The organism is Bacillus sp. LM 4-2 (genome assembly GCF_000978495.1).
GTDB classification, from domain to species: domain Bacteria; phylum Bacillota; class Bacilli; order Bacillales; family Bacillaceae; genus Bacillus; species Bacillus subtilis.
Window position 1 is genome coordinate 1,372,583 of sequence record NZ_CP011101.1, and the last position, 23,599, is coordinate 1,396,181.

The window sequence follows — 23,599 nt, forward strand, 5'->3', positions numbered from 1 at the left end:
ACTTTTTTGAGTTGACACAGCTTGTTTTTTTCTGTAATCTCAGTGTGTCAATTCAATTAGGAACTTCGTTAGGTGAGGCTCCTGTATGGAGATACGCTGCTGCCCAAAAATGTCCAAAGACGCCAATGGGTCAACAGAAATCATCGACATAAGGTGATTTTTAATGCAGCTGGATGCTTGTCCTATGCCATACAGTGCTAAAGCTCTACGATTGAAGGCGCCCGCACGCTTTTTTTGCCGTGCTTCTTTCACCTTCAATCCCGAAGGCTTTTTTTATGCCTTTAAAACGAAACCAATCAAAGGAGGTGCGGAGTATGGATTCTCCCCATTCGAGTCAATCTGAAGAAGTACCCATATACTATGACAGCAAGACAATTGATTACACGATGAGGAGACGAACTGCCGCACCTTCTGGCGAGGCCGGCACGTCTCCGTAGAGGAGGTACGAGTCCCGATGGTTCAAAACATGACCTATGACGAACTCATTTTACGCATCATTATTTTACTGCGAGACGGGAAAATCAGGGATTTTAGAAGTGTTATTGATGAGCTTCAGCCCTATGACATGGCATTTATTTTTAAAGAAATGCCGGAAAAACACCGCGCCCGCTATTTATCTTATTTAACTGTAGACGATATCACTGATATGATCGGGGAGCTGGAACGCGAATTTCAGCTTGTCGTCTTAAATAAAGTCGGAAAAACAAAAGCAACACTGGCGATGAATAAAATGGACAACGATGACCTCGCTCAATTGCTTGAAGAAATGGACGAAGAACTGAAGGAACAGCTTTTATCCAGCATGGAAGCGTCAGAGTCAAAAGCTGTACAGCTCTTAATGAATTACCCGGCTGATTCAGCGGGACGCATGATGACAAACCGGTATGTGTGGATTCCTCAGCATTACACGGTAAAAGACGCGGTCGTCAAACTGAAAAGCTTCGCTGAAATAGCTGAATCGATCAACTACTTATATGTTATTAATGAAAGCAAACAGCTGGTTGGGGTTCTTTCCTACCGCGATTTGATTCTGGGTGAACCTGAAGAAAAGGTGCAGGATTTAATGTTTACCCGCGTCATATCAGCAGATGCTCTTCAGGACCAGGAAGAAGTTGCCCGCCTGATTGAACGTTACGATTTTTTGGCAATACCGGTTGTAGAAGAAAACAACGTGCTTGTCGGCATTGTGACGGTCGATGATATTATCGACGTCGTTATTCGGGAAGCTGATGAGGATTACGAAAAATTTGCCGCTTCCGGTAAAGACATCACCTTTGACACAAAAGCTTACGTGGCGGCATACCGGCGCCTGCCATGGCTGATTTTACTCTTGTTTATCGGACTGATTTCAGGAAGCATTATCAGCTATTTTGAAGACGCGCTGAAGCAGGTTGTCGCGCTTGCGTTTTTCATGCCGATGGTGTCAGGGATGACAGGAAATACGGGAACACAATCTCTTGCGGTTGTCATCAGAGGTTTGTCTAAAGAAGAAATGAACAAAAAAACGATTGTGCGCCTGATCTTCCGGGAGTTCAGAACAAGTATTTTTATCGGAGCGGTTTGTTCTGTGCTGATTGCGATTGTTTCTATCATATGGCAGGGGAATGCGCTTTTGGGATTTGTTGTCGCCTCTTCACTGTTCTTAACCTTAATCATCGGCACGATGTCAGGAACGATTATCCCTATTATTTTGCACAAACTGAAAGTAGACCCGGCGATTGCTTCTGGACCGCTGATTACAACGTTAAACGATATTTTATCTTTATTAATCTACTTTGGCATTGCCACTGCATTCATTCACTCATTATAAACGTAAAAAGTCCGTCTCAACTGCGAGCCGGACTTTTATTATTTAACGGTTTTTGTACCGAAAGTGAGCATTAAGCTGCCCCTCCAGCATTTTTTTCCGCACTTGCGGATCGTTTTTTAACATCTGTTCTTTTTTGCGCATATCCTTTAAAATCTCTGCCGTCTGTACGCCGTCTTCACGCTTATTGGCGATATCCATCAGCCGCTCCACATCGGCAAAGGAGTATTTTCTTGTCCCCCTTGAAGAACGCTGCGGGTAAATGAGCTTTCGTTCCTCATAATACCTGATCTGTCTTACGGACAATCCTGTCAATTCACTCACAATTCCGATTGAAATCACTTTTTTGTCTTTATAAGAATGATCTTCTGTGGTCATTTTTCCACCCCTGGATGTCTTTTGATAATAGTATATAAAAAACAAAGAGAAAAAACCTGACGCTTGTCATATTTTCTAACATCAAATAGAAGATTTTTGAAAAAATACGGAAGAAAAATTAACAAGAATAATGCGTAACACCCAATCACGTTTTATCCTTTATGTAACGAATCAAACGAGGAGGAAGGATAATCATGGAGGAAGAAAAAGCGGTCTCACTGGCAAAAGAAATTATAGAGTTGGATATCAAGCGTGATGAAATGCTGGAGACGTTTATGCAGCTTGCCGGAGAACAGGCTTTTCAATTATTAAGATCGGTTCAAAACGGACAATACCGAAAATCTTCGTAAACATAAATTCTTTACATTAGATTCATACCACGTTCATTTAAAAAGAGTATCTTTTGTATAGGATACCTCAAAATGAAGGAGGACGCTATGAGTAATTTATTGAAATCCGCTTTAGAAAAAGAACGACGCCATTATTCTGAAAAACTCTATCAGATAGGGGTTTATAATAAAGAGGTCATGAACAAAATGACGATTTCTGAGCTTCGGAAAGAATACGCTTATTTCTTTCGAAGCATTACAAATCATAAAAATTATCCTTATACAAGATAATGTATAAGGATTTTTTTGCTTTTAGAAGGAATTTCTCGAATTATAGCGAATACGTATAGTAAGGGACTGAACTCTTATTATATGTAAGGGTTTTCATTATTTTTTTATAAAAATCCTATATACGAGGTAGATATGATGAGATTATCGTTTAACGAAGAAGAAGTTGAGCGTGCGATGAATTTGTACAGAGTTTTTGCAAGGGCTTTCAAAAGTGTGTCCGAACATAGTATCCGTGATAGCAAAGAGCACGGTTTTAATCCCACTGAATTTGCTGTACTGGAGCTCCTGTACACAAGAGGCCCGCAAAAATTACAGCAAATTGGGTCGAGACTTCTGCTTGTAAGCGGAAACGTCACATATGTTATTGACAAACTAGAAAGAAACGGGTTTTTAGTAAGGGAGCAGGACCCGAAAGATAAACGCTCTGTTTACGCACATTTAACTGACAAGGGAAATGAGTATTTGGATAAAATTTATCCGATTCATGCACTGCGTATTGCGAGAGCGTTTTCAGGCCTTTCGCCTGATGAACAGGACCAGCTGATCGTCCTGCTCAAGAAAGCAGGCATACACAGCCAGCATTTACTGTTTCGTTAACTATTCTACACTCTCTATTTCAGGAGAGTGTTTTTTTGATTCCATATGATTCTTTTTAAAACATCTTCAATCTTCCTATCAGACATTTCGCCAAGGTATCCATTGACGTGTTTTTTATACTCCTTCCTCTGTTCGTTCGATTGAAAAAATGCCGCGATATACTCTTCTGCTTTCTGCATGTCCCAGTTTCTCATATCTGTGACGAGTTTCCTTTCATGTAGAAGGTTTAAATTCATTTCCTCCTGTCCCGGCAGTGCATGATAAATAAATACCGGAAGCCGTTTCTGTAAGCATTCACTGATGGTCACGCCTCCGGGTTTAGTCATGATGCCTGTCGCCTGTTCGTACAAACGGTTCATCTCTGCTTTGCTGTGAAGGTAAGGAATCGCCTCAATCAAGGGGTGGTGTAAACTTTTGACATAGGAGTAGAGCTTTTCGTTTCTGCCGCATAATATTTTGTATAAGATCTTTCCGCCTGGCGACAGTTCCTGCACCCATTTTAAAATCCCACCGACCCCCATACTGCCCCCTGTGATGATGATGGTATATGGCGGGTGGTGCTGCAAGGTATCTGCTGATTCCATTTTAAAATTTCGGTGAACTGGAATGCCAGTCAAGTATATGTTGTTCTGATCGATCCCCTCTGATATTAGCTGCTTCTTTACTTCCGTGCTCGGAACAAAATGGTAATCAATGTTCTTCCGTCCCCATAATTGATTCACGAAAAAATCAGTGTATACATTCACAACCGTCAGATTCGGATATTCAGGCTTTAGTCGGTTCAGCAGATAAGAAGGCAGCGCATGTGTGCAGAAGGCGATATCAGGCTGTTTTTCTTGGAGGATGTGCCTCATTTGCTGTGTGAACAGCCATTCGTACATGAAATAGCGTTTGTCATGCTGAAATTCTCCGCAGGCGAGGAGCCTGTAAATGCCGCTGTACGTTTTCGGGAAATATTGAATCCATTTTAAATAAGCCACGGAGGACAATTTTTCTAACCGCCTATACGAATGTGAAAAGATATCAATCTTTTCAGCTGCCAGCCCTTGAGACTCTAATTCAGCCTGCAATGCATCAGCCACATGATGATGGCCGGTGGAAATGCTTAAAAAAGGAAAAATGAGAATGTTTTTCATGACAGTCCTCCTAAAAAAATATGGCAACTATATTTTGAGGAGAACGTTCACAAAATATAAGGGTGTTTTTGATTATGAGGAAGGTGAAGAGATGAAAACCTGTTTCCTTTCCATATGGAGAGTGGTTGATCCGATTTATTTCTTTTTTTCAAGGCTAAGCTTGATTGACAACGATCAAAAAAGCGTTTTTCGAGTCAGGCTGACGAAGTATAAAGGACATCATGTCGTGCTGAGCGATGGAACGCATATAAGAAAAAATGATGTGCTCGTTAAAATCCACCTGCATAACATAAAGCTGATCAGGGAGCTTCAAAGCATTGAGAGCGCAGTCAGAAAAGGAATCATTATTTATCAGAAAGTATATCAATCGATGCCGCTTCTTCTTGACTATATCCACAATCATAAAAAAAGCGAGAAAATCAAAGGAATCATTGGGATTACAATGCTTGACAAAGGTGTGGAAAGGCTCGGCTTTGATGTGATCACCCCGGTGAATCCTTTTTACAGATGTTTTAAAAAAGTGTCCCATGTGCCGATTTTATATTTGACTTCAAAGCCTGTGAGCTTGCGGCATTTACCGAATTCATCCTATTTGTTTATCTCAAAAGAAAAGCTGCAGAAAACCTATCAAAAAAAAGACTGATGCCTCGGTCAGCACAGTCTTTTTTGATTAAATCTGATGAAGTGTTACTTCAGGACGGCTTCCGACACGGATATTTACGCCGGTTTGTCCCAAGCCTTCGCTGATATAAAATGGTTTATCGTGATGATAATGAAGGCCTTTAATCATGTTCATTCGCACGAGCTTGCCCATTTTCACCAAATGATACGGTTTTGGCCAGTGAATTTGCCCGCCGTGAAAATGCCCTGACAGCAGGTAATCATAATGAACATCTTTCATATCCAGAATAATATTTGGGTCATGTGTTAAGACAAGATGATAGCCATTTTCCAGACTTTGATAAGAGCCGGTGATATTACTGCGATTCGTACTGTAATCATCAATGCCGATAATATTGACTGGCCCTGCAGCCGTCTCGATTCGAACATGTTCATTTTGCAGCGTGATACAGCCGTTTTCCTCTAAAACTCGCTTCAATCTCTGAAAGTCCTCTTCTTTCAATACATAATCGTGGTTACCGAACACCGCGTACATTCCATATGCAGGCTTTAGCTTTTGCAAGGCGTTCAAGTAACCTGCCAGCTTCGGAATATTACGTTTCCGATCAAGAAAATCCCCGGTAAGAGCAATGATGTCCACAGGCTGATCTTTTGTTAAATGATACAGCTCCTCAGGTGAGACTGAAATGTTTTCCAAGTGAAGATCTGATAAATGAAGGATATTTAATTTTTTTCTGGCTGGAAGGCCGTCTTTTTGGTCGATTGAAATGGTGTTGACTTTCACATCTTTTGTATTGCGGTTCGCTTTATATAGAAATGGCACAAATACGAGTATGGCCAATGAAAGTAAGATTGTAAACAAAATATATCCCCTCCCTTCTATCAGTATAGTAAGTGATCAAGCCCTATGGATAGCGGGAATTAATGGGTAGAGACAGGTTGAAAAACGGATTGTCATATGATGAATGATTTGGAAGGGAAAAGGGATAATAAATTTTGACACATGAGGCAGAACATGCCGACGGAGTCAGAATAACAAATGGATGTGTAAGCAATGTTACGATTGATGAGACAACAAAAAAAAGAAACATATTATCTCTGGATCGCATTATTTCTTCTTTTATTGTATGTATCCCCGCTTTTTATTTTAAAGGAAGATGCCCATATCCGGGTCCACGATAATTTAGATTCCAACATCGCTTGGTACAAGGTTCTGGCCGATAGCGGAGAAATCGTCGGCAAGGTTGACGCTGCCATTCCGCAAATCATTAACGGGCTGCCCCGGGATGCCTTTGGCACCGAGTGGAGCGGAATTGTTTGGCTCCATGCTTTCTTTTCTTCCATGACCGCCTATGCAATAAGCCAGACGGTTACAAGAGTTGTCGCTTTTTTTGGAATGTATGTGCTGCTGAAGAAACATATAATCCCGGAACCAAAAGCGGCTTTCATCCGAATTGGCGTATCGCTTGCATTTGCCTTAACACCGTTCTGGCCTTCGGGAATGCTGAGTACGCTTGGGTACCCTTTGGCACTGTGGGCTTTTTTAAATATCCGAAAAGGGGATATCTCATGGAGAGAGTGGCTGACGCTGGGCTTGCTCCCTCTATACTCAAGCTTTGTTCTAGGCTTCTTCTTTTTCCTGGCAGGGATGGCGTGTTTTTGGTTGTATGATGCCATTACAAAAAGAAGATGGAATTTGATGTTCTTAGGCAGTATTGCATTTATGACGAGTATCTATCTTTTCGTTGAATATCGGCTTGTCTATTCGATGCTGTTTGAGCACGCACCGATGCATCGTATCGAATTTATCTCATCTAGGCATGACGTTTGGCATTCTCTTCGGCTATCCATAAAAAACTTTGTCTATGGCCATAATCATGTGATGACCGTTCATACCGTTGTCATCCTTCCGATCCTGATGGTCGTATTTGCTGCTCTGCTGTTCAAACGAAATCGGACAAAGCCAGAAAATGTTTATCTGTTTTTATGTGTGCTTAATTACGGGTTGTCATTATGGTATGCGTTTTGGTTCAACAAAATTTGGGCTGTTCCAAAGCAGAAATTTGCTTTTTTAGCAGAATTTAATTTTGCCCGTTTTCATTTTCTTCGGCCGCTTGTTATATACGTGAGCTTTGCGCTTGCTTTATATCTCATTTGGCGGATGGGGAAAGGATGGAAATGGCTTGTGTACGCCGCAGTCGCTGCACAGCTGATGGTGTTGGCGCCTTTTAATGAAGAATATACGTATGGCGTTCATTACAACGCGCCGACATTCAAGGAGTTTTATGCATCGGAACAATTCAAAGAGATTAAGGAATATATCGGACGTCCGCAAGATTCGTACAGGGTGGCGAGCATCGGACTGCATCCGTCTATCGCCCAATATAACGGGTTTTATACGTTAGATACGTATAACAATCTGTATCCGCTCTCATATAAATATGAATTTAGGAAAATCATCGAAAAAGAGCTGGAAAAAAATTCTCGGCTGAAACAATACTTTGATGAATGGGGCAGCCGCTGCTACCTTTTTGTCGATGAACTCGGTAAACGATATGATTTCAAAAAGAACTCGAAGAAAACGATCAACAACCTTCAATTAAATACAGATGTATTTAAAAAAATGGGCGGACGGTACATTTTTTCTTCAGTTCCGATCATGAATGCTGAACAAAACCATCTCGCGCTCGTAAAGACGTTTGACCATAAAGATTCCGCCTGGCGCATTTATTTATATGAAACAAGATAAGGAGGATATCGATTGAAACAGTCACAGCCAGTATTAACCATCGTCGTCCCGTGTTTCAATGAAGAGGAAGTGTTTCAAGAAACAAGCCGTCAGCTGACAGAGGTTGTAGATGATTTAATTGAAGAAAAATTAATTGCTGAAGACAGTAAAATTCTGTTTGTCGATGATGGCAGCAAAGACCGCACTTGGGCTTTGATTGCTATGGAGAGCATAAGAAACAAGAAGGTTACCGGCTTAAAATTAGCCTGCAATGTCGGCCACCAAAAAGCGCTTTTAGCCGGACTGCATAAAGCGAAGAATAGGTCAGACTGCGTCATTTCGATCGATGCTGATCTTCAGGACGACATCTCTGTGATCCGGGATTTTATGCTGAAATATCATGAGGGCTGCGAGATCGTTTACGGTGTACGCCGGAGCAGAAAAACCGATACCTTTTTCAAGCGCACGACCGCGTTAGGGTTTTATCGTCTCATGAATAAGCTTGGGATTAAATTAATTTATAATCATGCTGATTTTCGTTTAATGAATAAAAGGTCCCTCGAAGAGCTTGAGCGTTATCCGGAAGCGAATCTGTTTTTAAGAGGTATTGTCCCCATGATCGGCTTTAAATCGGCCGAAGTTTTGTATGACCGCAAGGAACGCTTTGCCGGCAAAACGAAATATCCGTTGAAAAAGATGCTATCCTTCGCTTTTAACGGGATTACTTCATTCAGTGTCGCACCAATTCGATTCTTTACGCTTTTAGGGTTTGTTTTGTTTTTCCTCAGCGCTGTGGCAGGGATTGGCGCGTTTATTCAAAAGCTGCTCGGCCATACGAATGCAGGCTGGGCGTCTCTCATCATATCCATTTGGTTTTTGGGCGGGTTGCAATTGATGGGAATTGGCATCATCGGAGAGTATATTGGAACGATTTTTTCTGAAGTGAAAAGACGGCCGAAATACGCGATTGATATTGATTTGTATAATGAGCAGCTGAGCCCGCTCCAGCGCCAGGAAAAAGAGCGGTTAGAAAAAAAGTACAGTTAAACGGAAAGAGCTGACTTCATTAGTCAGCTCTTTTTCTTCAACTGATTCAATATAGCGCTAAGCGGTTCGTCTTGCGGGTTGCGGTAAAAATCAAAAAATGGGCAGCCCTGCTTCTTAATTCGATCGATGACCGTATCAATTGTAAACAGAGCGGGTGTTAAAGATGATTGCACCTCATGCCAGTAGAGCGGGGCTGCAACAGTCCCAAGCTCATTTCCTCTCGTCGAATAGGGACAGATAATCGTTTTTCCTTCTGCATGCTGCAAATAATCAAGATACAATTTGCCGTGTCTGTTTTTAATCAAGCGTTCAGTGGTAAATAGCTCGGGAAATGCATTGGTGCAGTACTCTGCGATCAGCTGCGTAAATTGGCGTGTTTCTTCATACGTAAATGCCTCGGGAGACAAGGGAATATAAAGCTGGATGCCTTTGTTGCCGGACAGCTTCGGGTACGATGTGATGCCAAAGGAATCCAACAGCCGCTTCAGTTCATTTGCGGCCTGCACGGCCATAAGAAAGTCATCTCGCGAAGGCGGGTCTAAATCAATGACAATCTCAGCCGGACGCCTGCTTTTAATGGTTTGAAAAGGAACGTGAAACTCCAAAGCAAGCTGGTTGCAAAGCCATAGCAATGTAGACATATCCTCACAGACAATATGTTCATGGCTTCCATCATAGAAAGATTGAACAAAATCCGGCGCATAGTCCGGCTTGTTTTTTTGGAAAAATGATTCGCTCCTAGATCCATGCGGATAGCGGATGACGGTGACAGCCCGGTTTTTCAGAAATGGGAGCAGATAGTCACTGACTTCAATCATATACTGAATAAAATCTTCTTTTGTTTTTTTATTCTTTTCAAATATGATTTTATCTAGGCTTGTGAACTGGAGCTTTGGGTGAACCGGTTTGGAGTGTCGTATGACTTGCGCATACGTGCATTCGGTCCAGTCCATTTGGAATTCGAAACCGATAAACGATACCTCTCTTAATGTGCCTTGGAGAATTGTTAAGTATTGAACAGATGCACAAATCGAAGGTTCAAGACTAAATTCGCCTGAGGGTGTTTGATGTCCGTGCTGTTCCATAATCTCGCGTATAGCGCTTTTTTCCTCATCGCGCATTCCGTGCGAGACAGAGGCAATCGGTGTCATTATTCCGTTTTTTAACACAGATACCGTCAGAAACCCGTTGTTAGGGTTGAACCCTGTTATGCAAACATAAGCTTGTTTAAAGTTTTTATATTTGAGCCAATCGGACGACCGCTTCTTTTCAAGCCATTTGCTGTTTGTTTTCTTCGCTACAATTCCTTCTCCGTCATATTTTATTACCATCTCCCAGAGTTGATCAAAATGATCATAACAGGGAATGGATTGAATGGTTTCTTTTGCGTAAGGATCTGGAGATGCAGGAAGCTTTGCTGCGGATATGAGTTCACGCAGCGATTTTTTGCGGTCTAAATACGAAAGAAGCGTTACATCTTCTCCGCTTCGCTCTAACAAATCAAAGGCGAGAAAGCAGCACGGCCGCGCGTGTGCCGATTCCTGAATCTTGTCTGGCCTTTTCAAACGCCCCCGCACTTGAAGGTGTTCAAAATCTGCACGACAGGGATTCACCAAACATACGATTTCACCGTCAAGTGTCAGCGGAAGCTCTTTTTCTAGGTGCTGAAAGGCAGTTTTGGCGAATTGTGTGATTTCAGGGAAGGTGCTGCTGAGCTCCACACCATTTCTGCTGGTTAAGGTCACACCTGAAGAATAGATGCGGAGAATACAGCGGTACCCATCATATTTTACTTCGTAACGCCATTCTGCTCCGATTGGCGGTGACGAAGTTAAGACCGGCTGCATGGTAAACGCCATGCGCTATGATGTGCCGGAGGCTTTTTTTCTAGTTGTTTTTTGTTTTTTATCTCCGGCTCCTTTCGGTTCAGCGGCTTGTGCAGGTGCGGCAGCCGGTGTCTCCCGGTTCGGCCTTCTGGTTCTGTCGATGCTGGCTTGCAGAGCGCTTACCAGGTCAATGACATCTTCACGAGGTGGCGCTTTATCAGGAGTCACAGCCGTTTCTTTATTTTCTAGCTTGTCGTTGACTCTTTGCAGCAGCGCCTGTCGGTACGTGTCTTCATATTTCTCAGGCTCAAACTCAGCAGTCAGTTCATCTATTAATGTGATAGCAGTTTGCAGTTCCTTATCGTTTACATTCGATTGATCAGGTACACCTGGGACATGAGCGGCGCTTCTGACCTCATCGGGATAATGGATAGACTCCATGACGATACAATTTTCATAAACACGGAGAATCGCCAGCTGCTGCTTTGACCTGATTGTCATATTGGCGATACCGATCTTTCCGGTTGAGCGCAGCGCCTCACGCAGCAGGGTATAGGCCTTCGTCCCATTATCCCCGGGGCCGACAAAGTAGGAGCGGTTAAAATAAATCGGATCAATTTCCTGAAGCTGAACAAAGTCAACAATCTCAACTGCTTTCTCCTCATGCTCCTGTTTTAAGCTTTTTAAATCTTCGTCCGTCAGCACTACATATTTTCCTTTTACATATTCATATCCCTTCACAATTTCATCAGGACTAAGAGTTTTTTCGCAATTTGTGCAAACTTTCTCGTATTTGATTGGTGCGTGATCCTCTTTATGGAGGCTGCGCAGTTTAATATCTTTATCTTCTGTGGCCGCATATAGCTTGATGGGGATGTTTACTAATCCGAAGCTGATCGATCCCTTCCACATTGTATGCATATCGATAAACCCCTTTTTTTCTTTAGTGTGAAGAGAAGGATTACGATTCATGTGTAGTAACTTATGGGTGAAAAAAAGCCGGCGCTGTTATTGCGACGGCTGTTCAATAATGAATTGTTCGAATTGTTCCGGAGGTATTGGCCTGCTGAAAAAGAAGCCCTGTAAATGGTCGCAGCCTTTTTCAAAAAGAAGCTGCTTTTGAGCTGCATTTTCCACACCTTCGGCAATCACCTGCAAAGACAGCTGATGCCCCATGGCAATAATAGCTCCGGTAATTTGCTCTGATTTAGGATGGGTCTGAATATCGTCAATAAATGATTTGTCAATCTTCAGCCTGTGAATCGGGAAGTCCTTCAAATAGCTAAGAGAGCTGTGACCAGTACCGAAATCGTCAATACTGATTCTGATTCCTAATTCTGTTAGGGATGATAAAACCTTTTTGGAGTGATCGAGATTGTCCATTGTCATGCTTTCCGTCACCTCCACTTCAAGAAGCTGCGGGGGAAGCTGGTATTTATTAAGCGTATCCTTGATGAGGGGAATCAGATCTTTGGATTGGAACTGTCTGGCGGAAATATTAATGGCGACAGAAAGATCATAGCCTTTGTCATGCCAAATCCTTGCCTGCTTGCATGCTTCATCTATAATCCACTTTCCGATATCAATAATAAGTCCCGTTTCTTCTGCAACACCAATGAATTCTCCGGGCGGACGCAGCTGCCCGTCTGGTGTCACAAGGCGTATCAGTGCTTCTGCTCCTGTCATTTTTTGTTTTTTTACACTGAATTGCGGCTGATAATGCAACACAAATCTATCGTTTTCGATTGCTTCTCTGAGTACCATCTCTTGGTTAAGCTTGACGGTTTCTTTGTTGCCGATTGAAAAAGAATAGTATCTGTATTTGCTTTTGTTTCGTTCTTTAGCCGCATACATTGCCATATCAGCCTTTTTCATCAATTCAAGTCCATCCGTCCCGTCTTTTGGAGATATCGCAATCCCGATACTGACAGATGTGACAAGGGTGTGATCTTGAATTTTGAAAGGTTTTTTGAATTTTTGGATAATTTTTCTTGATAAAATATCTGCTTCGCCTGTTCCTGTATTGGCGTCTGTTAATATAATAATAAATTCATCACCGCCAAGACGGGCGATAAATCCGTTATCAGGGACTACAGATGACAAACGTTTAGCCGCAAACTGAAGCAGTTGATCGCCGACATTATGCCCTAATGCATCGTTAATCACTTTAAACCGGTTTAAGTCGAGAAAGAAAACAACGGTGTTATAATGCAAGGTATGCTCGCGATTCAGTACCTTTGTTAGATGAGAGATGGCATGTCTTCTGTTAGGTAAGTCTGTAAGCGAATCATAATGAGCCATTCTATGGATTTCTTTTTCTGCTTTGTACTGCTTCGTCATGTCTTTGCAAATGACATAAATGCTGTCCAGTTCTTGATTGACCTCAACAGGTATGAGAGTAATATTTAAGTGAAACTGGCCTTTTTCAGTGATAAGTTCGCCATCACTGTTCATCGCTTGTTTATCTTTTTTAACTTGCTCAAAAAGGCGCTTAATCTTCAGTGATGTGTAATTCCTCCAGTCATGCATGCTGAAGCCAAATTTGCTGATCATTTCCTCACCAGCGTGATTGGAAGATATTATGTTTCCTTCTAATGATAAAATAAAGATTGCATCAATATTGTGGACGATTAAAGACTGAAATCGCTGTTCGTTATCCTTTATGCGTTCGCTCTGTTTAATAAACTTTCGATCTGCATGGGAACTGAATAACAATAACGTTTGGATACAAAAAATAATTAAAGTAACAAAAATTGACCAATGAAACGTTTGCACCTCCATATGGCTTCCGGGCGGAGCCATGTCCTTATGGAAAGTTGCCGCAAGCAGTGCATGCCCGAAATCCCAATGCCCATTACAATTGAACTGACGACTTTATAGAATATAAGATGCTCAGAATGTTTTTTTACGGCCAAGTCAAAGAATATTTTTAACGAGACGAAAGAGGCTGCAATCGCAATGATAATTGAAACTGTAAATAAAATCGGTTCGTAAATAATCATTACCCGGGAAATGGCAGACATTCCGATATAGTGCATAGAAGCAATAGATGCGCCAAGCACAACTGATCCGGTAAGCAGTCTGTAATATGTAAGAATGTGCCGGCTGACAAAATATAATGACACAAATGATCCCGAAACAGATGCGCCAATGGCTGCCATTAAAGGCATGAATTCATATTCCATCGGCATTTCCATATGGACGGCCATCATCCCTACAAAATGCATTGACCAAATACCGAATCCCATAATAAGTGAGCCGCCGATCAGCCAAATTTTACTTTTTAAGCCTGTATTGATGGTGACTTTCCTTGAAAGTTCAAGGGAAATATACGAGGCGGTACAGGCAATTAGAATAGATAAACATATGAGCGTCGTATTATATGTAACGTGTATTTCCAAATGGAGATTCCCCCCGTATCGTGTGTTCCAGTCTTGTTGACTCTCTTTATTATCGGCTGCTTAACCGCAGAGTTTCAGCCTTCAAAACGATAGAAATACGAGGGAGATCTATTTTTAGTTCAACTGACCGTGAAAAATGTGTTAAAATCATCTTGACGTTTTCCGAAAAAACAAAAATGTATGATACATAAACATGAAACAAGGGAGTTGGTGGCTATCGAAGAGCTGGTTATGTCATGGATTGAAGCATTTAAAAGCTTATCTTATTTTGGAATATTTCTAGCGCTCAGCATTGAGTTTATCCCGGCCGAAGTCGTCTTGCCGCTTGCGGGCTATTGGGTATCTAAAGGCGATATGACACTTGCCGGCGTTGTTTTGGCAGGATCGCTTGGAGGAGTGGCCGGTCCGCTTACGCTGTATTGGATAGGCCGGTACGGAGGAAGGCCGTTTCTTGAACGTTTTGGGAAGTATCTCTTTATTAAACCTGAAGCGCTTGATAAGTCAGATAAATTTTTCAAAAAACATGGTGGCTTTGTCGCGTTCAGCGGCCGTTTCTTGCCTGGTATCAGGACATTGATTTCCATACCGTGCGGAATTGCAAAAATGAATGTTTGGGTGTTTTCACTTTATACATTCATTGCTATGCTTCCGATTACATTTGTATATGTTTATCTCGGTGTGAAGCTCGGTGAAAATTGGAAGGAAGTCGGCTCTATTCTTGATCAATATATGCTTCCGATCGGGATAGCGATTTTGGCGCTGTTCCTGCTCTACTTACTGATGAAAAAGAGGAAGAAACGCACGCATTCCGAACAATTATCTGTATTTTTAAAAAATAAACGTTGACAAATCATTGCGCTGCGCATATCATTGACGTATAAAATCATATTTCTTGAAATCCCAAAGGGGAGTAGCGTCCGGAATGTACTCCGGAAACAAAGTCGTCATTTCATGGATTGTATCCATCGGCTTTGTTGGCATGCCTGAATTCATGTCTAGCAAGACCTTTGCCTTATGTCGGCAAAGGTCTTTTTTGCATGGTCCGGCCGGCATAAGATCGGATGAAGAGAAAGAAAACAACTTTTTTGGGAGGGTATCATTTATGGATGCAGCATTATTATTAGAGTATGGTTGGGTTCTTCTCGTCTTGATCGGGCTGGAAGGGATTTTAGCCGCCGATAACGCGCTGGTTATGGCGGTAATGGTAAAACATTTGCCGGAGGAAAAAAGAAAAAAAGCGTTATTTTATGGATTGGCAGGGGCTTTTGTTCTGCGATTTGGCTCTTTATTCGCCATTTCATTTTTGGTCAACGTATGGCAGGTTCAAGCGATTGGCGCGATCTATTTGCTGTATATCTCAGCAAGCCACTTATTGAAAAGATATGTATTTAAGAAAGAAGACACACATAAAGAGACGAAGCAAAGCGGTTTTTGGCCGACTGTTTTAAAAGTTGAGCTGGCAGATATCGCGTTTGCTGTTGATTCCATCTTAGCAGCAGTAGCGCTGGCGGTTACACTTCCTGGGACATCACTCCCGAAGATCGGCGGACTTGACGGAGGACAATTTCTCGTCATTTTGGCCGGCGGTATCATCGGACTGGTGATCATGCGGTTTGCGGCTTCCATGTTTGTGAAGTTATTAAAGGAACGTCCAAGCCTAGAAACAGCAGCCTTTGTGATTGTCGGCTGGGTCGGAGTGAAGCTTGCTTTATATACGCTTGCCCATCGCGACATAGCGGTTGTTTCTGAGCACTTTATTCATTCTGGAACATGGAAGCTGATATTCTGGGGTGTCTTAGCAGCAATCGCGGTTTGCGGCTGGTTTATGTCAGGTGGGAAAAAACAGCCGGAGGGCGCACAAAACGAACAAAAAAACAGCACCCGTGAACGGGCGTAATCTGAAAGACTCTGCTTAAAAGCAGAGTCTTTTTGTGTTTGAAGCGTTTTCATAAGCGAAATAAAATAACATTTTTATAACATCTTTGTTACAAAAAACACGCATAAAACCCCCTTAATTCTTTAGAAAGGCACGAAATCATGTATAGGACGTCAGAATGGTTTGTCATAATTGAGACATTGGAAATCAATATTTCTTTTTCTCCTTTGCGAATCCCTATCAAATTAGCTATCATTAATGAGTAGTTATAGGGAGGAACTGAGGTGAAACCAGTGCTTAGCCTTTTGTTTAAATTGGGAAAAAAGAAGCAAACACTTGAAAAAGCTGTTGAAAGTATACAAAAAGGCAATAAAGATCTGCAAAATGAATTAATACAGCAATATAAGCCATTTATCGCAAAGACGGTTTCATCCGTTTGTAAACGATATATAGATGAAAAAGACGATGAGTTCAGTATTGGACTGATCGCGTTTAATGAAGCTATAGAAAAATATTCACCTGAAAAAGGAAATTCTCTGCTCGCATTTGCTGAGCTTATTATAAAAAGAAAAGTCATTGATTACATTAGAAAAGAAGCCAGAAGCGCACAAAATATAAATATCGATTTACAGGAAGGAGACGATCAGGAGTCATCACAAAGCCTGATTGAAGCCGAGCTTTCCATTGATGAATACCGCCGTCAGATTGAACAGGAGCAGAGGCGGGAGGAAATCCTCTATTTTCAAAAGCAGCTCAAGGATTATGGTTTATCGTTTAAAGAACTGCTTGAAAATTCTCCAAAGCACACGGATGCAAGGCAAAACGCCATAAAGGTGGCAATGACGCTTGTTGAACATGAAGAATTGGCCGCTATCCTGTATACAAAGAAGCAGCTTCCGGTCAAACAGCTTGAACAGCTTGTCTCTGTAAGCCGAAAAACGATTGAGAGAAACAGAAAATATATTATTGCGATGTGTATTATCATTACGGGTGATTATATTTATTTAAAAGATTATCTTAAAGGGGTGCTGCACTCATGAGAAGAGGGATTATAGTAGAGAAAAATAAAAAATTCGTCACGTTGCTGACCCCTGACGGACAATTTTTAAAAGCCAAAAATGATCGACACAGCTATGAAATCGGTGAAGAAATCATGCTTCCGAGTGAAACACGCATGGGCAGAAGGGCCAGCTTTTTTGATTTTTTTAAACTGCGCCCTTTCAAAATGGGGATTTTTACGATGACTGCTATTATGCTTTTTATTTTTATAGTTCTCCCCGTTTTTTCTAATAATAAGGCCTATGCGTATATGACAATCGATATCAATCCAAGCGTCGAAATGGCGTTAAACAGTGATTATGAAGTGATTGAACTGACGCCTCTAAACGATGAGGGACAGAAGGTCGTGAATGATATAGATGATTGGGAGAAGACTGATTTTAAAAAGGTGATTGACGATATTATAACCGACTGCAGTGAACACGGGTATGTAAAGAAATCGAAAGAAATATTGATTTCCACTGTTTATGAAAACACAGAAGACAATACATATAAAAAGGCTGTGAAAAAACAGCTGAATGATGTGACTGAAAAATATAAAACGACATACCGCATGGAATCTCTCGAGTCAGATATGCAAACGAGGGAAAAAGCGAAGAAAGAAGGCGTCTCAACAGGCAGCTACATCAAATCAAATGAAAAGAATGACAATAAAGATTTAAAAGATGACTCCAGCAAACCATCCGGAGAAGAGGATCAAAAGAGTGATGAAAATGAGGATGAAAACACCGATCAAACTGACACCCAGGACAGCAAGCAAGGAGATAATGAACAGCTGAATGATGCGGATTCCGGAGACCAGAAAGAAGAGAAAGCGGATGACCAGATTGATGATAGTGACAAAGATAAAAAAATAAAGGAATCAGATGAAAACACAAATACCGAAAAAGATGGGGACCATGAGCAAACCCCAATACAAGATCCTCAAGATAAAGGAAATGAAAATAACGGCGCTGACAAGGGCCAAAGCCAATATCACAGGGACTGGAACAATGGTGAACAAGGCAAGAACCGTTCTTCGTCCAGAAGGGATAACGCCTCAGACCGACGTAATCCAAACGGCTACAGCAGTGATAATCATTCAGCTCAAAATGAAGATTCGCCGAGTGCCCCCGGCGAATAAAGACCTGAATTTATTTAGTTGTGCCATTTAATTGTGATTGTGCTTGCTGTACCAGCCGCTTTGTCATTTCTCCGCCTACAGAGCCGTTAGCGCGTGCGACTGTATCAGAACCAAGGTTCACACCGAATTCTTGAGCCACTTCGAGTTTAAATTGGTCTAGTGCCTGCTCCACCCCTGGAACAACGAGTTTATTTCTGCTCGCCATCTTTTTCAACTCCTTTTTCGATAAAGAAATTCTTAACGCGTATTTAGTTTGAAATATACGGGGTTTATTTATGCTGGCAATTGTTGTGGAGAAAAATAAAACCCCGGCCTCTGAGCCGGGGTGGCGCAGACTATAGAATGTCTGCTGTCATTTTATGTGCGGTTGCCTGAATATGGAATGTCAAAATGGATAGGACTGTAATGGCGATAATTTGTCTGATTTTAAGCCATTGGCTGTCATTCAGTTCTTCAAAACGGTGACGGAGACGCTCTGTCTCCTGTTCGGCGATCTCCTGCAGATTTGATTCTTTCATAGAAGGAGTATCTTGGTGATGGATGGCATCAAGCACATATGCGCAGCTTTCATAATAAGCAATCGGGCTGATGACATCATCAGATCTGTCTGAGATTGTGTTAAAGGCCACTTTTAAAATAGCCCGTATGTGTTCAAAGTCATAAATGGATTTTAAATCACGTACAATTAAAAGAATAACTGCCTGTTCAATTGAGTATTTTTTGCCTAGCTCAGGGTGTCCGATCAGATCTTTGATATCACGCTTTACCCAGTTTTGAATCGCGGTTGACTTTAACGAAGTCAGCTCGCATAAGTTGCCAAGCTCTACGATTTCATTTGTAGACAGTCCGTATTCTTTTTTCTGTTTTTTTCGTTCATATCTTGTAAGAAATTCAGGAATTTCTAGATGATTGGCTGCTTTTTCTGCTGACATGTTCGCTGATTGGACGAGAATGTCGAGTGGGCTATGTTCTCCTTGTCCTTTTAGGGAATAGAGCAGCCGCACCATATCGGTTCGAGAGAGTTTAAAAATGTTCATTGTTCACCTCTTTAAACAATTTGACGCGGATATAGGTCTATGTATGAGTTCAAAATTCAAGCGTCAGCAAATTACATTAACATCATACGTCGAATTCCTTGCATTTTCAAATGGATGTTTTATAATTTAAATATACGGGTTCTTTTGAACTTAAAATAACGGAGGTTGTTATGGCGAAAAGAATTTTTCTGTTTATTCTAACGAATATTTTGGTGCTTACAACAATCGGGATCGTTTTGTCTGTTTTAAGCTCTGTTACAGGAGTCGGGACGTACTTTACAGCTGATGGCGGTATCGATCCAATGGCGCTTCTTGTGTTCAGTTTAGTCGTTGGATTTGTCGGTTCCTTTACGTCTCTTGCGATGTCCAGATGGATGGCAAAGACGATGATGGGCGTCAGAGTGCTGAATCCGAAAAAACACTCGCTCAGCTATGAGGAACAGCAATTGGTTGATCGTGTTCACAGATTAAGCCGCTCTGCCGGTTTAACGAAAATGCCGGAAGTCGGGATTTACCGTTCACCTGAAGTAAACGCGTTTGCGACTGGACCGTCAAAACGCCGTTCACTTGTCGCAGTATCGTCAGGGCTGCTGGAGCAGATGGATGACGCAGCGGTTGAAGGTGTGCTTGCCCACGAGGTCGCGCATATCACAAATGGTGATATGGTAACAATGACACTTTTACAAGGTATCGTTAATACTTTTGTCGTCTTTTTATCGCGTATCGCCGCTTGGATTGCAAGCCGTTTTGTCAAAGAAGATCTAGCGCCGATCGTTCATTTTATTGCAATGATTATTTTTCAGATTGTCTTTTCGATACTTGGCAGCCTGGTTGTGTTTGCGTATTCACGCCATCGTGAATTCCATGCTGACAGGGGAGGAGCGGATCTTGCCGGCAAGGACAAGATGATTCATGCGCTGCGGACGCTTAAAAGCTATTCTTCCCGGATTATGGAAGACGATCAGACAGCTGTCCAAACGTTAAAGATTAATGGCAAGAAGCGCTCTTCACTTTTCTCTACTCACCCTGATTTAGATGAGCGAATCAGACGGCTGGAAGCTAAATAATACAAACACATTGTTCCTCTGAGAGAATTCTCAGAGGTTTTTTATTTTATCCATTGACTAAAATCATAAAAAAATAAGCAAGTTAAGAAAATGTTTCGTAAAAGCCTTTAAAAATGGACCTAATATCTTTAGAATAATTACCGTACTTAAAAAGAGAGGCAGAAGGATTTTACATGAGATTAAAGTTTGGAAAATTGATACAGACCTTGTCACCGGCCCAGCTGATCGCATTATATTATTTTCTTGCAGTTACTGTGGCCGTTATATTGCTGAGTTTGCCGGCGGCCCATAAACCGGGGGCGGATTGGACGTTTATTGATGCGCTTTTTACAGCTGTCAGTTCAGTCAGCGTAACGGGGCTGACGGTAGTTGATACAGCTGATACATTCAGCACAATAGGGATTTTTATATTAGCATTTGTTCTGCAATTTGGCGGAATCGGAATTATGACGCTCGGAACGTTCATTTGGCTGATCATGGGAAAACGAATCGGGCTGAAAGAACGGAAACTGATTATGGTTGATCAAAACCAATCCCAGTTTTCAGGAATTGTCAATCTGATGAAGCAAGTACTGTTTCTGATCTTGTGGATTGAATTTTTTGGCGGGCTGATACTCGGCACATATTTCTTAACCTACTATGACTCCTATCAGGAAGCTTATTTACACGGGTTTTTTGCCAGTATCAGTGCAACGACAAACGGCGGATTTGATATTACCGGTAATTCGATGATTCCATTTCGCCACGATTACTTTGTGCAGTTTATTACAATGCTTTTAATTATATTTGGAGCGATTGGATTTCCCGTGCTTGTTGAAGTAAAGGATTTCCTGTTTTCAAAGCATCGGCGTTATCCATTTACGCTTTTTACAAAGATCACGACGATTACGTTCGGCTCACTTGTCTTGTTTGGAGCCATTGGCATCTTTGTCCTGGAAGCAAACCATGCGTTCGCAGGAAAATCATGGCATGATATTTTGTTTTTGTCCTTGTTTCAATCAACGGCAACCCGAAGCGGGGGACTGGCAACAATCGATATCAGCCAATTATCAGATTCCACACTCTTTTTTATTTGTGCGCTGATGTTTATCGGAGCGTCGCCAAGCTCAGTCGGGGGAGGCATACGGACAACGACTTTTGCTTTGAACCTTCTTGCGCTGTTTCATTTTGCCCGCGGCAATAAGGCCGTAAAGGTATTCAAACGGGAGCTTCACCCTGCTGACTTGATGAAGTCGCTTGTTGTCACGATGATGGCGATCCTGCTCGTTTTTGGCGCGACACTCATTCTGACCATTACAGAAAAACATTCCCTGCTGGAGCTTTTGTTTGAAGTGTGCTCGGCATTCGGTACAACCGGCCTGTCGCTTGGAATTACGGCAGATTTGAGCAGTGTTGGAAAATGCGTCATTATGATTGTCATGTTTATCGGGCGAATCGGCATCCTAACCTTCCTGTATCTGATCGGAAGAAAGGAAATTGAAGCGAACTATCACTATCCGAAAGAAAGAGTGATTATCGGATAGGCAAAACACCGCATACTTTGCGGTGTTTTTTGATTGCCAAAAAAAAGATGTGTGCCTCCTGTTCAGTTGGAGAACCTAACTTCGACAGGTGCAATTTACGCTCCTGCATCTTAAAATGTCTGAAAACTGGCGAGGAGGATTCGTATGAAGCGTAAAGCTGAAGTGAATGAAGCCATTAAAAATAACAATACACCTACCGAGAGCATGGACCCCAATTCATATAAGACACAATATCATGACGACCCCAATTTTAGAGGGGCAAACCGCAATTCCAAACAGGGCCAGCAGGGAGGCATGTAGTTGTGAAGAAAAACCGTCATAGCAGAGACATGCAAAATCATAAAAAGCCTATGAATAAAAAGGTGCTGGAGGAAGAGTTCTCAAGTGAACTTGGGGATTACAATGCCGGGAAGATCATCGAAACGCTGGAAGTCACCAAGCCTGAAAAGAAAAAAGAAAAAAACAAAAATAAAAAACAAAAATAAAAAAGACCTCTTAGGCGGCGTCCGCTTAAGAGGTGCTTTTTCTATTTTAAATAAGCATTTTTGCCCGTTCCTCTGACAAATTGCAATAAGCTGGTCATCCTCAGCTCAATGAAGGGCTGAGCGACTGTCTTAACAAAGTTGCTGGAGAGGACTGATGTCAGGGCTGCTGTTAAAAGCAAGAGGATCACTAAGCTTTGATAGTCAGTAAGCCAATCCTCAAGCCCGACCTGTCGTAATGTCTTAATAATAAACCCGTGAAGCAGATACACGTAAAATGTCCGGGTTCCCCATTTGGTAAAGAAATACCGTTTTTGCGGAACAAGCGCTAAAAAGCTGAAGGTTGCCCCAAAGGCGAGTACATACCAGCCGATTCGGGATAGTCCGCTTACAAGGGTAACGTCTCCAAATGAAGAATACGGTTTTGAACCAAACAGAAAAGAATAGTCAAAATCGATGCCCCAGCAGATGACGAATACTGCGGCAAGCACTCCGAGCGCAATTTGTTTGCCGCGTTTTGATCTCAATAAATCAAAATGATGTTTATTTAAATAAAAACCGACAAGGAACATCGGTAAGAATACGAATGTCCGTGACAAGCTCAGCGTGCTGCTGACAAAGTCCAGATAACCGATCAGCACGGCGATTCCGCAGCTGACAAACAGCGCCCACTGCTTTGAAAGCTTTGAAAAAGGATATAGGAGCAGGTTCCAAAAGAATAAGCTTACAAGAAACCATAACGACCATTGCGGATCAATCGGGTTCACATTTGCCATGCTTTCATCTTGCATAATGTAATAAAAGACGGAATAAATGATTTGGAAAATCAAATACGGAATAATCAGCTTGACCGCCAGCTTTTTTACATATCCCGCCCGTTTAAAGCCTTTCGCGAAATAACCGGATACAAGAATAAATGCAGGCATATGGAATGTGTAAATGAACTTGTAGAGGTAGAGCATAAAATGATTATCATTAATAAAGGAACGAAGGATATGACCGAATACAACAAGGAATATCAATAAAAATTTTGCGTTATCGAAATAACTGTCCCGCGATTTACTCATAGCATCACCTTCTCTTTCATCAGTCACTAAGAGATTATTCCCTGCTGGTACATATTTTAAAATAAAAGATGAAAAAGGAATCTAAAAAAATGCTGATTGTTAGGTCGATGTAAAGTGATGGTAAGGATCGTAGAAAATGTCTTCGTAATGTAATGGCGCTGAAATTTTCTGAAATTTATAGGGCAAATGAAGGAAGTTCCCGCA

24 protein-coding genes, 1 pseudogene and 1 riboswitch are annotated in these 23,599 nt (G+C 41.8%); of the genes and pseudogenes, 16 read left to right on the forward strand and 9 right to left on the reverse strand.

Going from position 1 to position 23,599, the window contains the following annotated elements:
• The first annotated feature begins 57 nt into the window (after window positions 1-57).
• A riboswitch (M-box (ykoK) riboswitch) is annotated at window positions 58-223 on the forward strand.
• Window positions 224-314: 91 nt separating this feature from the next.
• Window positions 315-437, forward strand: coding sequence for a hypothetical protein (locus bslm_RS21765; RefSeq protein ID WP_009967087.1), 123 nt, complete (start codon window positions 315-317; stop codon window positions 435-437).
• A gap of 17 nt (window positions 438-454) precedes the next feature.
• Complete coding sequence (gene mgtE, locus bslm_RS07010; protein WP_003232543.1) at window positions 455-1,810, forward strand: magnesium transporter; 1,356 nt, start codon at window positions 455-457, stop codon at window positions 1,808-1,810.
• A gap of 42 nt (window positions 1,811-1,852) precedes the next feature.
• Here mgtE and tnrA read toward each other — a convergent pair whose 3' ends face one another.
• A complete protein-coding gene (gene tnrA / locus bslm_RS07015) occupies window positions 1,853-2,185 on the reverse strand; it encodes a MerR family transcriptional regulator (RefSeq protein WP_003232541.1) in 333 nt (110 codons plus the stop codon).
• A gap of 194 nt (window positions 2,186-2,379) precedes the next feature.
• Here tnrA and bslm_RS20595 point away from each other — a divergent pair, with 194 nt between their 5' ends.
• The 3 genes from bslm_RS20595 (at window position 2,380) to bslm_RS07025 (ending at window position 3,402) form a co-directional block, all read left to right on the forward strand.
• A complete protein-coding gene (locus bslm_RS20595; RefSeq protein ID WP_003232538.1) occupies window positions 2,380-2,535 on the forward strand; it encodes a hypothetical protein in 156 nt (51 codons plus the stop codon).
• Between the two features lie 87 nt (window positions 2,536-2,622).
• A complete protein-coding gene (ykoL, locus tag bslm_RS07020; RefSeq protein ID WP_003245766.1) occupies window positions 2,623-2,805 on the forward strand; it encodes a stress response protein YkoL in 183 nt (60 codons plus the stop codon).
• 132 nt (window positions 2,806-2,937) lie between these two features.
• Window positions 2,938-3,402 carry a MarR family winged helix-turn-helix transcriptional regulator gene (locus bslm_RS07025; protein ID WP_003232536.1) on the forward strand — a complete coding sequence of 155 codons (465 nt, stop codon included), beginning with the start codon at window positions 2,938-2,940 and terminating at the stop codon, window positions 3,400-3,402.
• Between the two features lie 14 nt (window positions 3,403-3,416).
• On the opposite strand, the gene bslm_RS07030 is transcribed toward bslm_RS07025, so the two are convergent.
• Window positions 3,417-4,538, reverse strand: coding sequence for an MGDG synthase family glycosyltransferase (locus tag bslm_RS07030; protein WP_046380973.1), 1,122 nt, complete (start codon window positions 4,536-4,538; stop codon window positions 3,417-3,419).
• Between the two features lie 91 nt (window positions 4,539-4,629).
• On the opposite strand from bslm_RS07030, the gene bslm_RS07035 reads away from it, so the two are divergent.
• On the forward strand, window positions 4,630-5,181 hold the full coding sequence (locus bslm_RS07035; RefSeq protein ID WP_046381496.1) for a YkoP family protein: 552 nt from the start codon (window positions 4,630-4,632) through the stop codon (window positions 5,179-5,181).
• Window positions 5,182-5,208: 27 nt separating this feature from the next.
• Here the strand turns inward: bslm_RS07035 and bslm_RS07040 are convergent, their stop codons facing one another.
• The gene (locus bslm_RS07040; protein WP_046380974.1) at window positions 5,209-6,021 is read right to left on the reverse strand and encodes a metallophosphoesterase; all 813 of its coding nucleotides are present in this window, start codon (window positions 6,019-6,021) and stop codon (window positions 5,209-5,211) included.
• Between the two features lie 192 nt (window positions 6,022-6,213).
• Here bslm_RS07040 and bslm_RS07045 point away from each other — a divergent pair, with 192 nt between their 5' ends.
• Window positions 6,214-7,908 carry a DUF6044 family protein gene (locus tag bslm_RS07045; RefSeq protein WP_046380975.1) on the forward strand — a complete coding sequence of 565 codons (1,695 nt, stop codon included), beginning with the start codon at window positions 6,214-6,216 and terminating at the stop codon, window positions 7,906-7,908.
• Between the two features lie 12 nt (window positions 7,909-7,920).
• A complete protein-coding gene (locus bslm_RS07050; RefSeq protein ID WP_015252230.1) occupies window positions 7,921-8,934 on the forward strand; it encodes a glycosyltransferase family 2 protein in 1,014 nt (337 codons plus the stop codon).
• 23 nt (window positions 8,935-8,957) lie between these two features.
• Here bslm_RS07050 and bslm_RS07055 read toward each other — a convergent pair whose 3' ends face one another.
• The 3 genes and pseudogenes from bslm_RS07055 to bslm_RS07065 all read right to left on the reverse strand — a co-directional run bounded on the left by bslm_RS07055 (window position 8,958) and on the right by bslm_RS07065 (window position 14,161).
• Window positions 8,958-10,793, reverse strand: a complete 1,836-nt coding sequence (locus bslm_RS07055; protein WP_046380976.1) for a DNA ligase D — start codon at window positions 10,791-10,793, stop codon at window positions 8,958-8,960.
• A 3-nt stretch (window positions 10,794-10,796) separates the two neighbouring features.
• Window positions 10,797-11,681 (reverse strand): non-homologous end joining protein Ku, encoded by an 885-nt coding sequence (gene ku, locus bslm_RS07060; protein ID WP_024572505.1) that lies wholly within the window; start codon window positions 11,679-11,681, stop codon window positions 10,797-10,799.
• An 87-nt stretch (window positions 11,682-11,768) separates the two neighbouring features.
• Window positions 11,769-14,161: pseudogene (locus tag bslm_RS07065) on the reverse strand (EAL domain-containing protein).
• Window positions 14,162-14,341: 180 nt separating this feature from the next.
• Here bslm_RS07065 and bslm_RS07070 point away from each other — a divergent pair.
• The 4 genes from bslm_RS07070 (at window position 14,342) to rsgI (ending at window position 18,219) form a co-directional block, all read left to right on the forward strand.
• Window positions 14,342-15,007, forward strand: coding sequence for a DedA family protein (locus bslm_RS07070; protein ID WP_029726984.1), 666 nt, complete (start codon window positions 14,342-14,344; stop codon window positions 15,005-15,007).
• 256 nt (window positions 15,008-15,263) lie between these two features.
• Complete coding sequence (locus bslm_RS07075; RefSeq protein ID WP_003245669.1) at window positions 15,264-16,058, forward strand: TerC family protein; 795 nt, start codon at window positions 15,264-15,266, stop codon at window positions 16,056-16,058.
• A gap of 263 nt (window positions 16,059-16,321) precedes the next feature.
• The gene (gene sigI, locus bslm_RS07080) at window positions 16,322-17,077 is read left to right on the forward strand and encodes an RNA polymerase sigma factor SigI (RefSeq protein WP_003245855.1); all 756 of its coding nucleotides are present in this window, start codon (window positions 16,322-16,324) and stop codon (window positions 17,075-17,077) included.
• Entirely contained in the window at window positions 17,074-18,219 is a 1,146-nt protein-coding gene (gene rsgI / locus bslm_RS07085; protein WP_046380977.1) for an anti-sigma-I factor RsgI, read from the forward strand. The genes sigI and rsgI overlap by 4 nt, the downstream gene beginning before the upstream one ends.
• Window positions 18,220-18,229: 10 nt before the next feature.
• On the opposite strand, the gene sspD is transcribed toward rsgI, so the two are convergent.
• Together sspD and htpK are read right to left on the reverse strand one after the other, a co-directional pair.
• Window positions 18,230-18,424, reverse strand: coding sequence for an acid-soluble spore protein SspD (gene sspD, locus bslm_RS07090; protein ID WP_003218568.1), 195 nt, complete (start codon window positions 18,422-18,424; stop codon window positions 18,230-18,232).
• Window positions 18,425-18,554: 130 nt separating this feature from the next.
• Window positions 18,555-19,256 (reverse strand): transcriptional regulator HtpK, encoded by a 702-nt coding sequence (gene htpK, locus bslm_RS07095; protein ID WP_003245220.1) that lies wholly within the window; start codon window positions 19,254-19,256, stop codon window positions 18,555-18,557.
• 170 nt (window positions 19,257-19,426) lie between these two features.
• Here htpK and htpX point away from each other — a divergent pair, with 170 nt between their 5' ends.
• The 4 genes from htpX (at window position 19,427) to bslm_RS07110 (ending at window position 22,331) form a co-directional block, all read left to right on the forward strand.
• Window positions 19,427-20,323: a protease HtpX gene (gene htpX, locus bslm_RS07100; RefSeq protein ID WP_003232513.1), complete on the forward strand. Its 897-nt coding sequence runs from the start codon at window positions 19,427-19,429 to the stop codon at window positions 20,321-20,323.
• 173 nt (window positions 20,324-20,496) lie between these two features.
• Window positions 20,497-21,846, forward strand: coding sequence for a Ktr system potassium transporter KtrD (ktrD, locus tag bslm_RS07105; RefSeq protein WP_046380978.1), 1,350 nt, complete (start codon window positions 20,497-20,499; stop codon window positions 21,844-21,846).
• 144 nt (window positions 21,847-21,990) lie between these two features.
• A complete protein-coding gene (locus tag bslm_RS20600; protein ID WP_003232510.1) occupies window positions 21,991-22,146 on the forward strand; it encodes a hypothetical protein in 156 nt (51 codons plus the stop codon).
• Window positions 22,147-22,148: 2 nt separating this feature from the next.
• Entirely contained in the window at window positions 22,149-22,331 is a 183-nt protein-coding gene (locus tag bslm_RS07110; RefSeq protein WP_015715779.1) for a hypothetical protein, read from the forward strand.
• 41 nt (window positions 22,332-22,372) lie between these two features.
• Here the strand turns inward: bslm_RS07110 and bslm_RS07115 are convergent, their stop codons facing one another.
• Complete coding sequence (locus tag bslm_RS07115; RefSeq protein ID WP_003245573.1) at window positions 22,373-23,395, reverse strand: acyltransferase family protein; 1,023 nt, start codon at window positions 23,393-23,395, stop codon at window positions 22,373-22,375.
• Window positions 23,396-23,599: the final 204 nt, after the last annotated feature.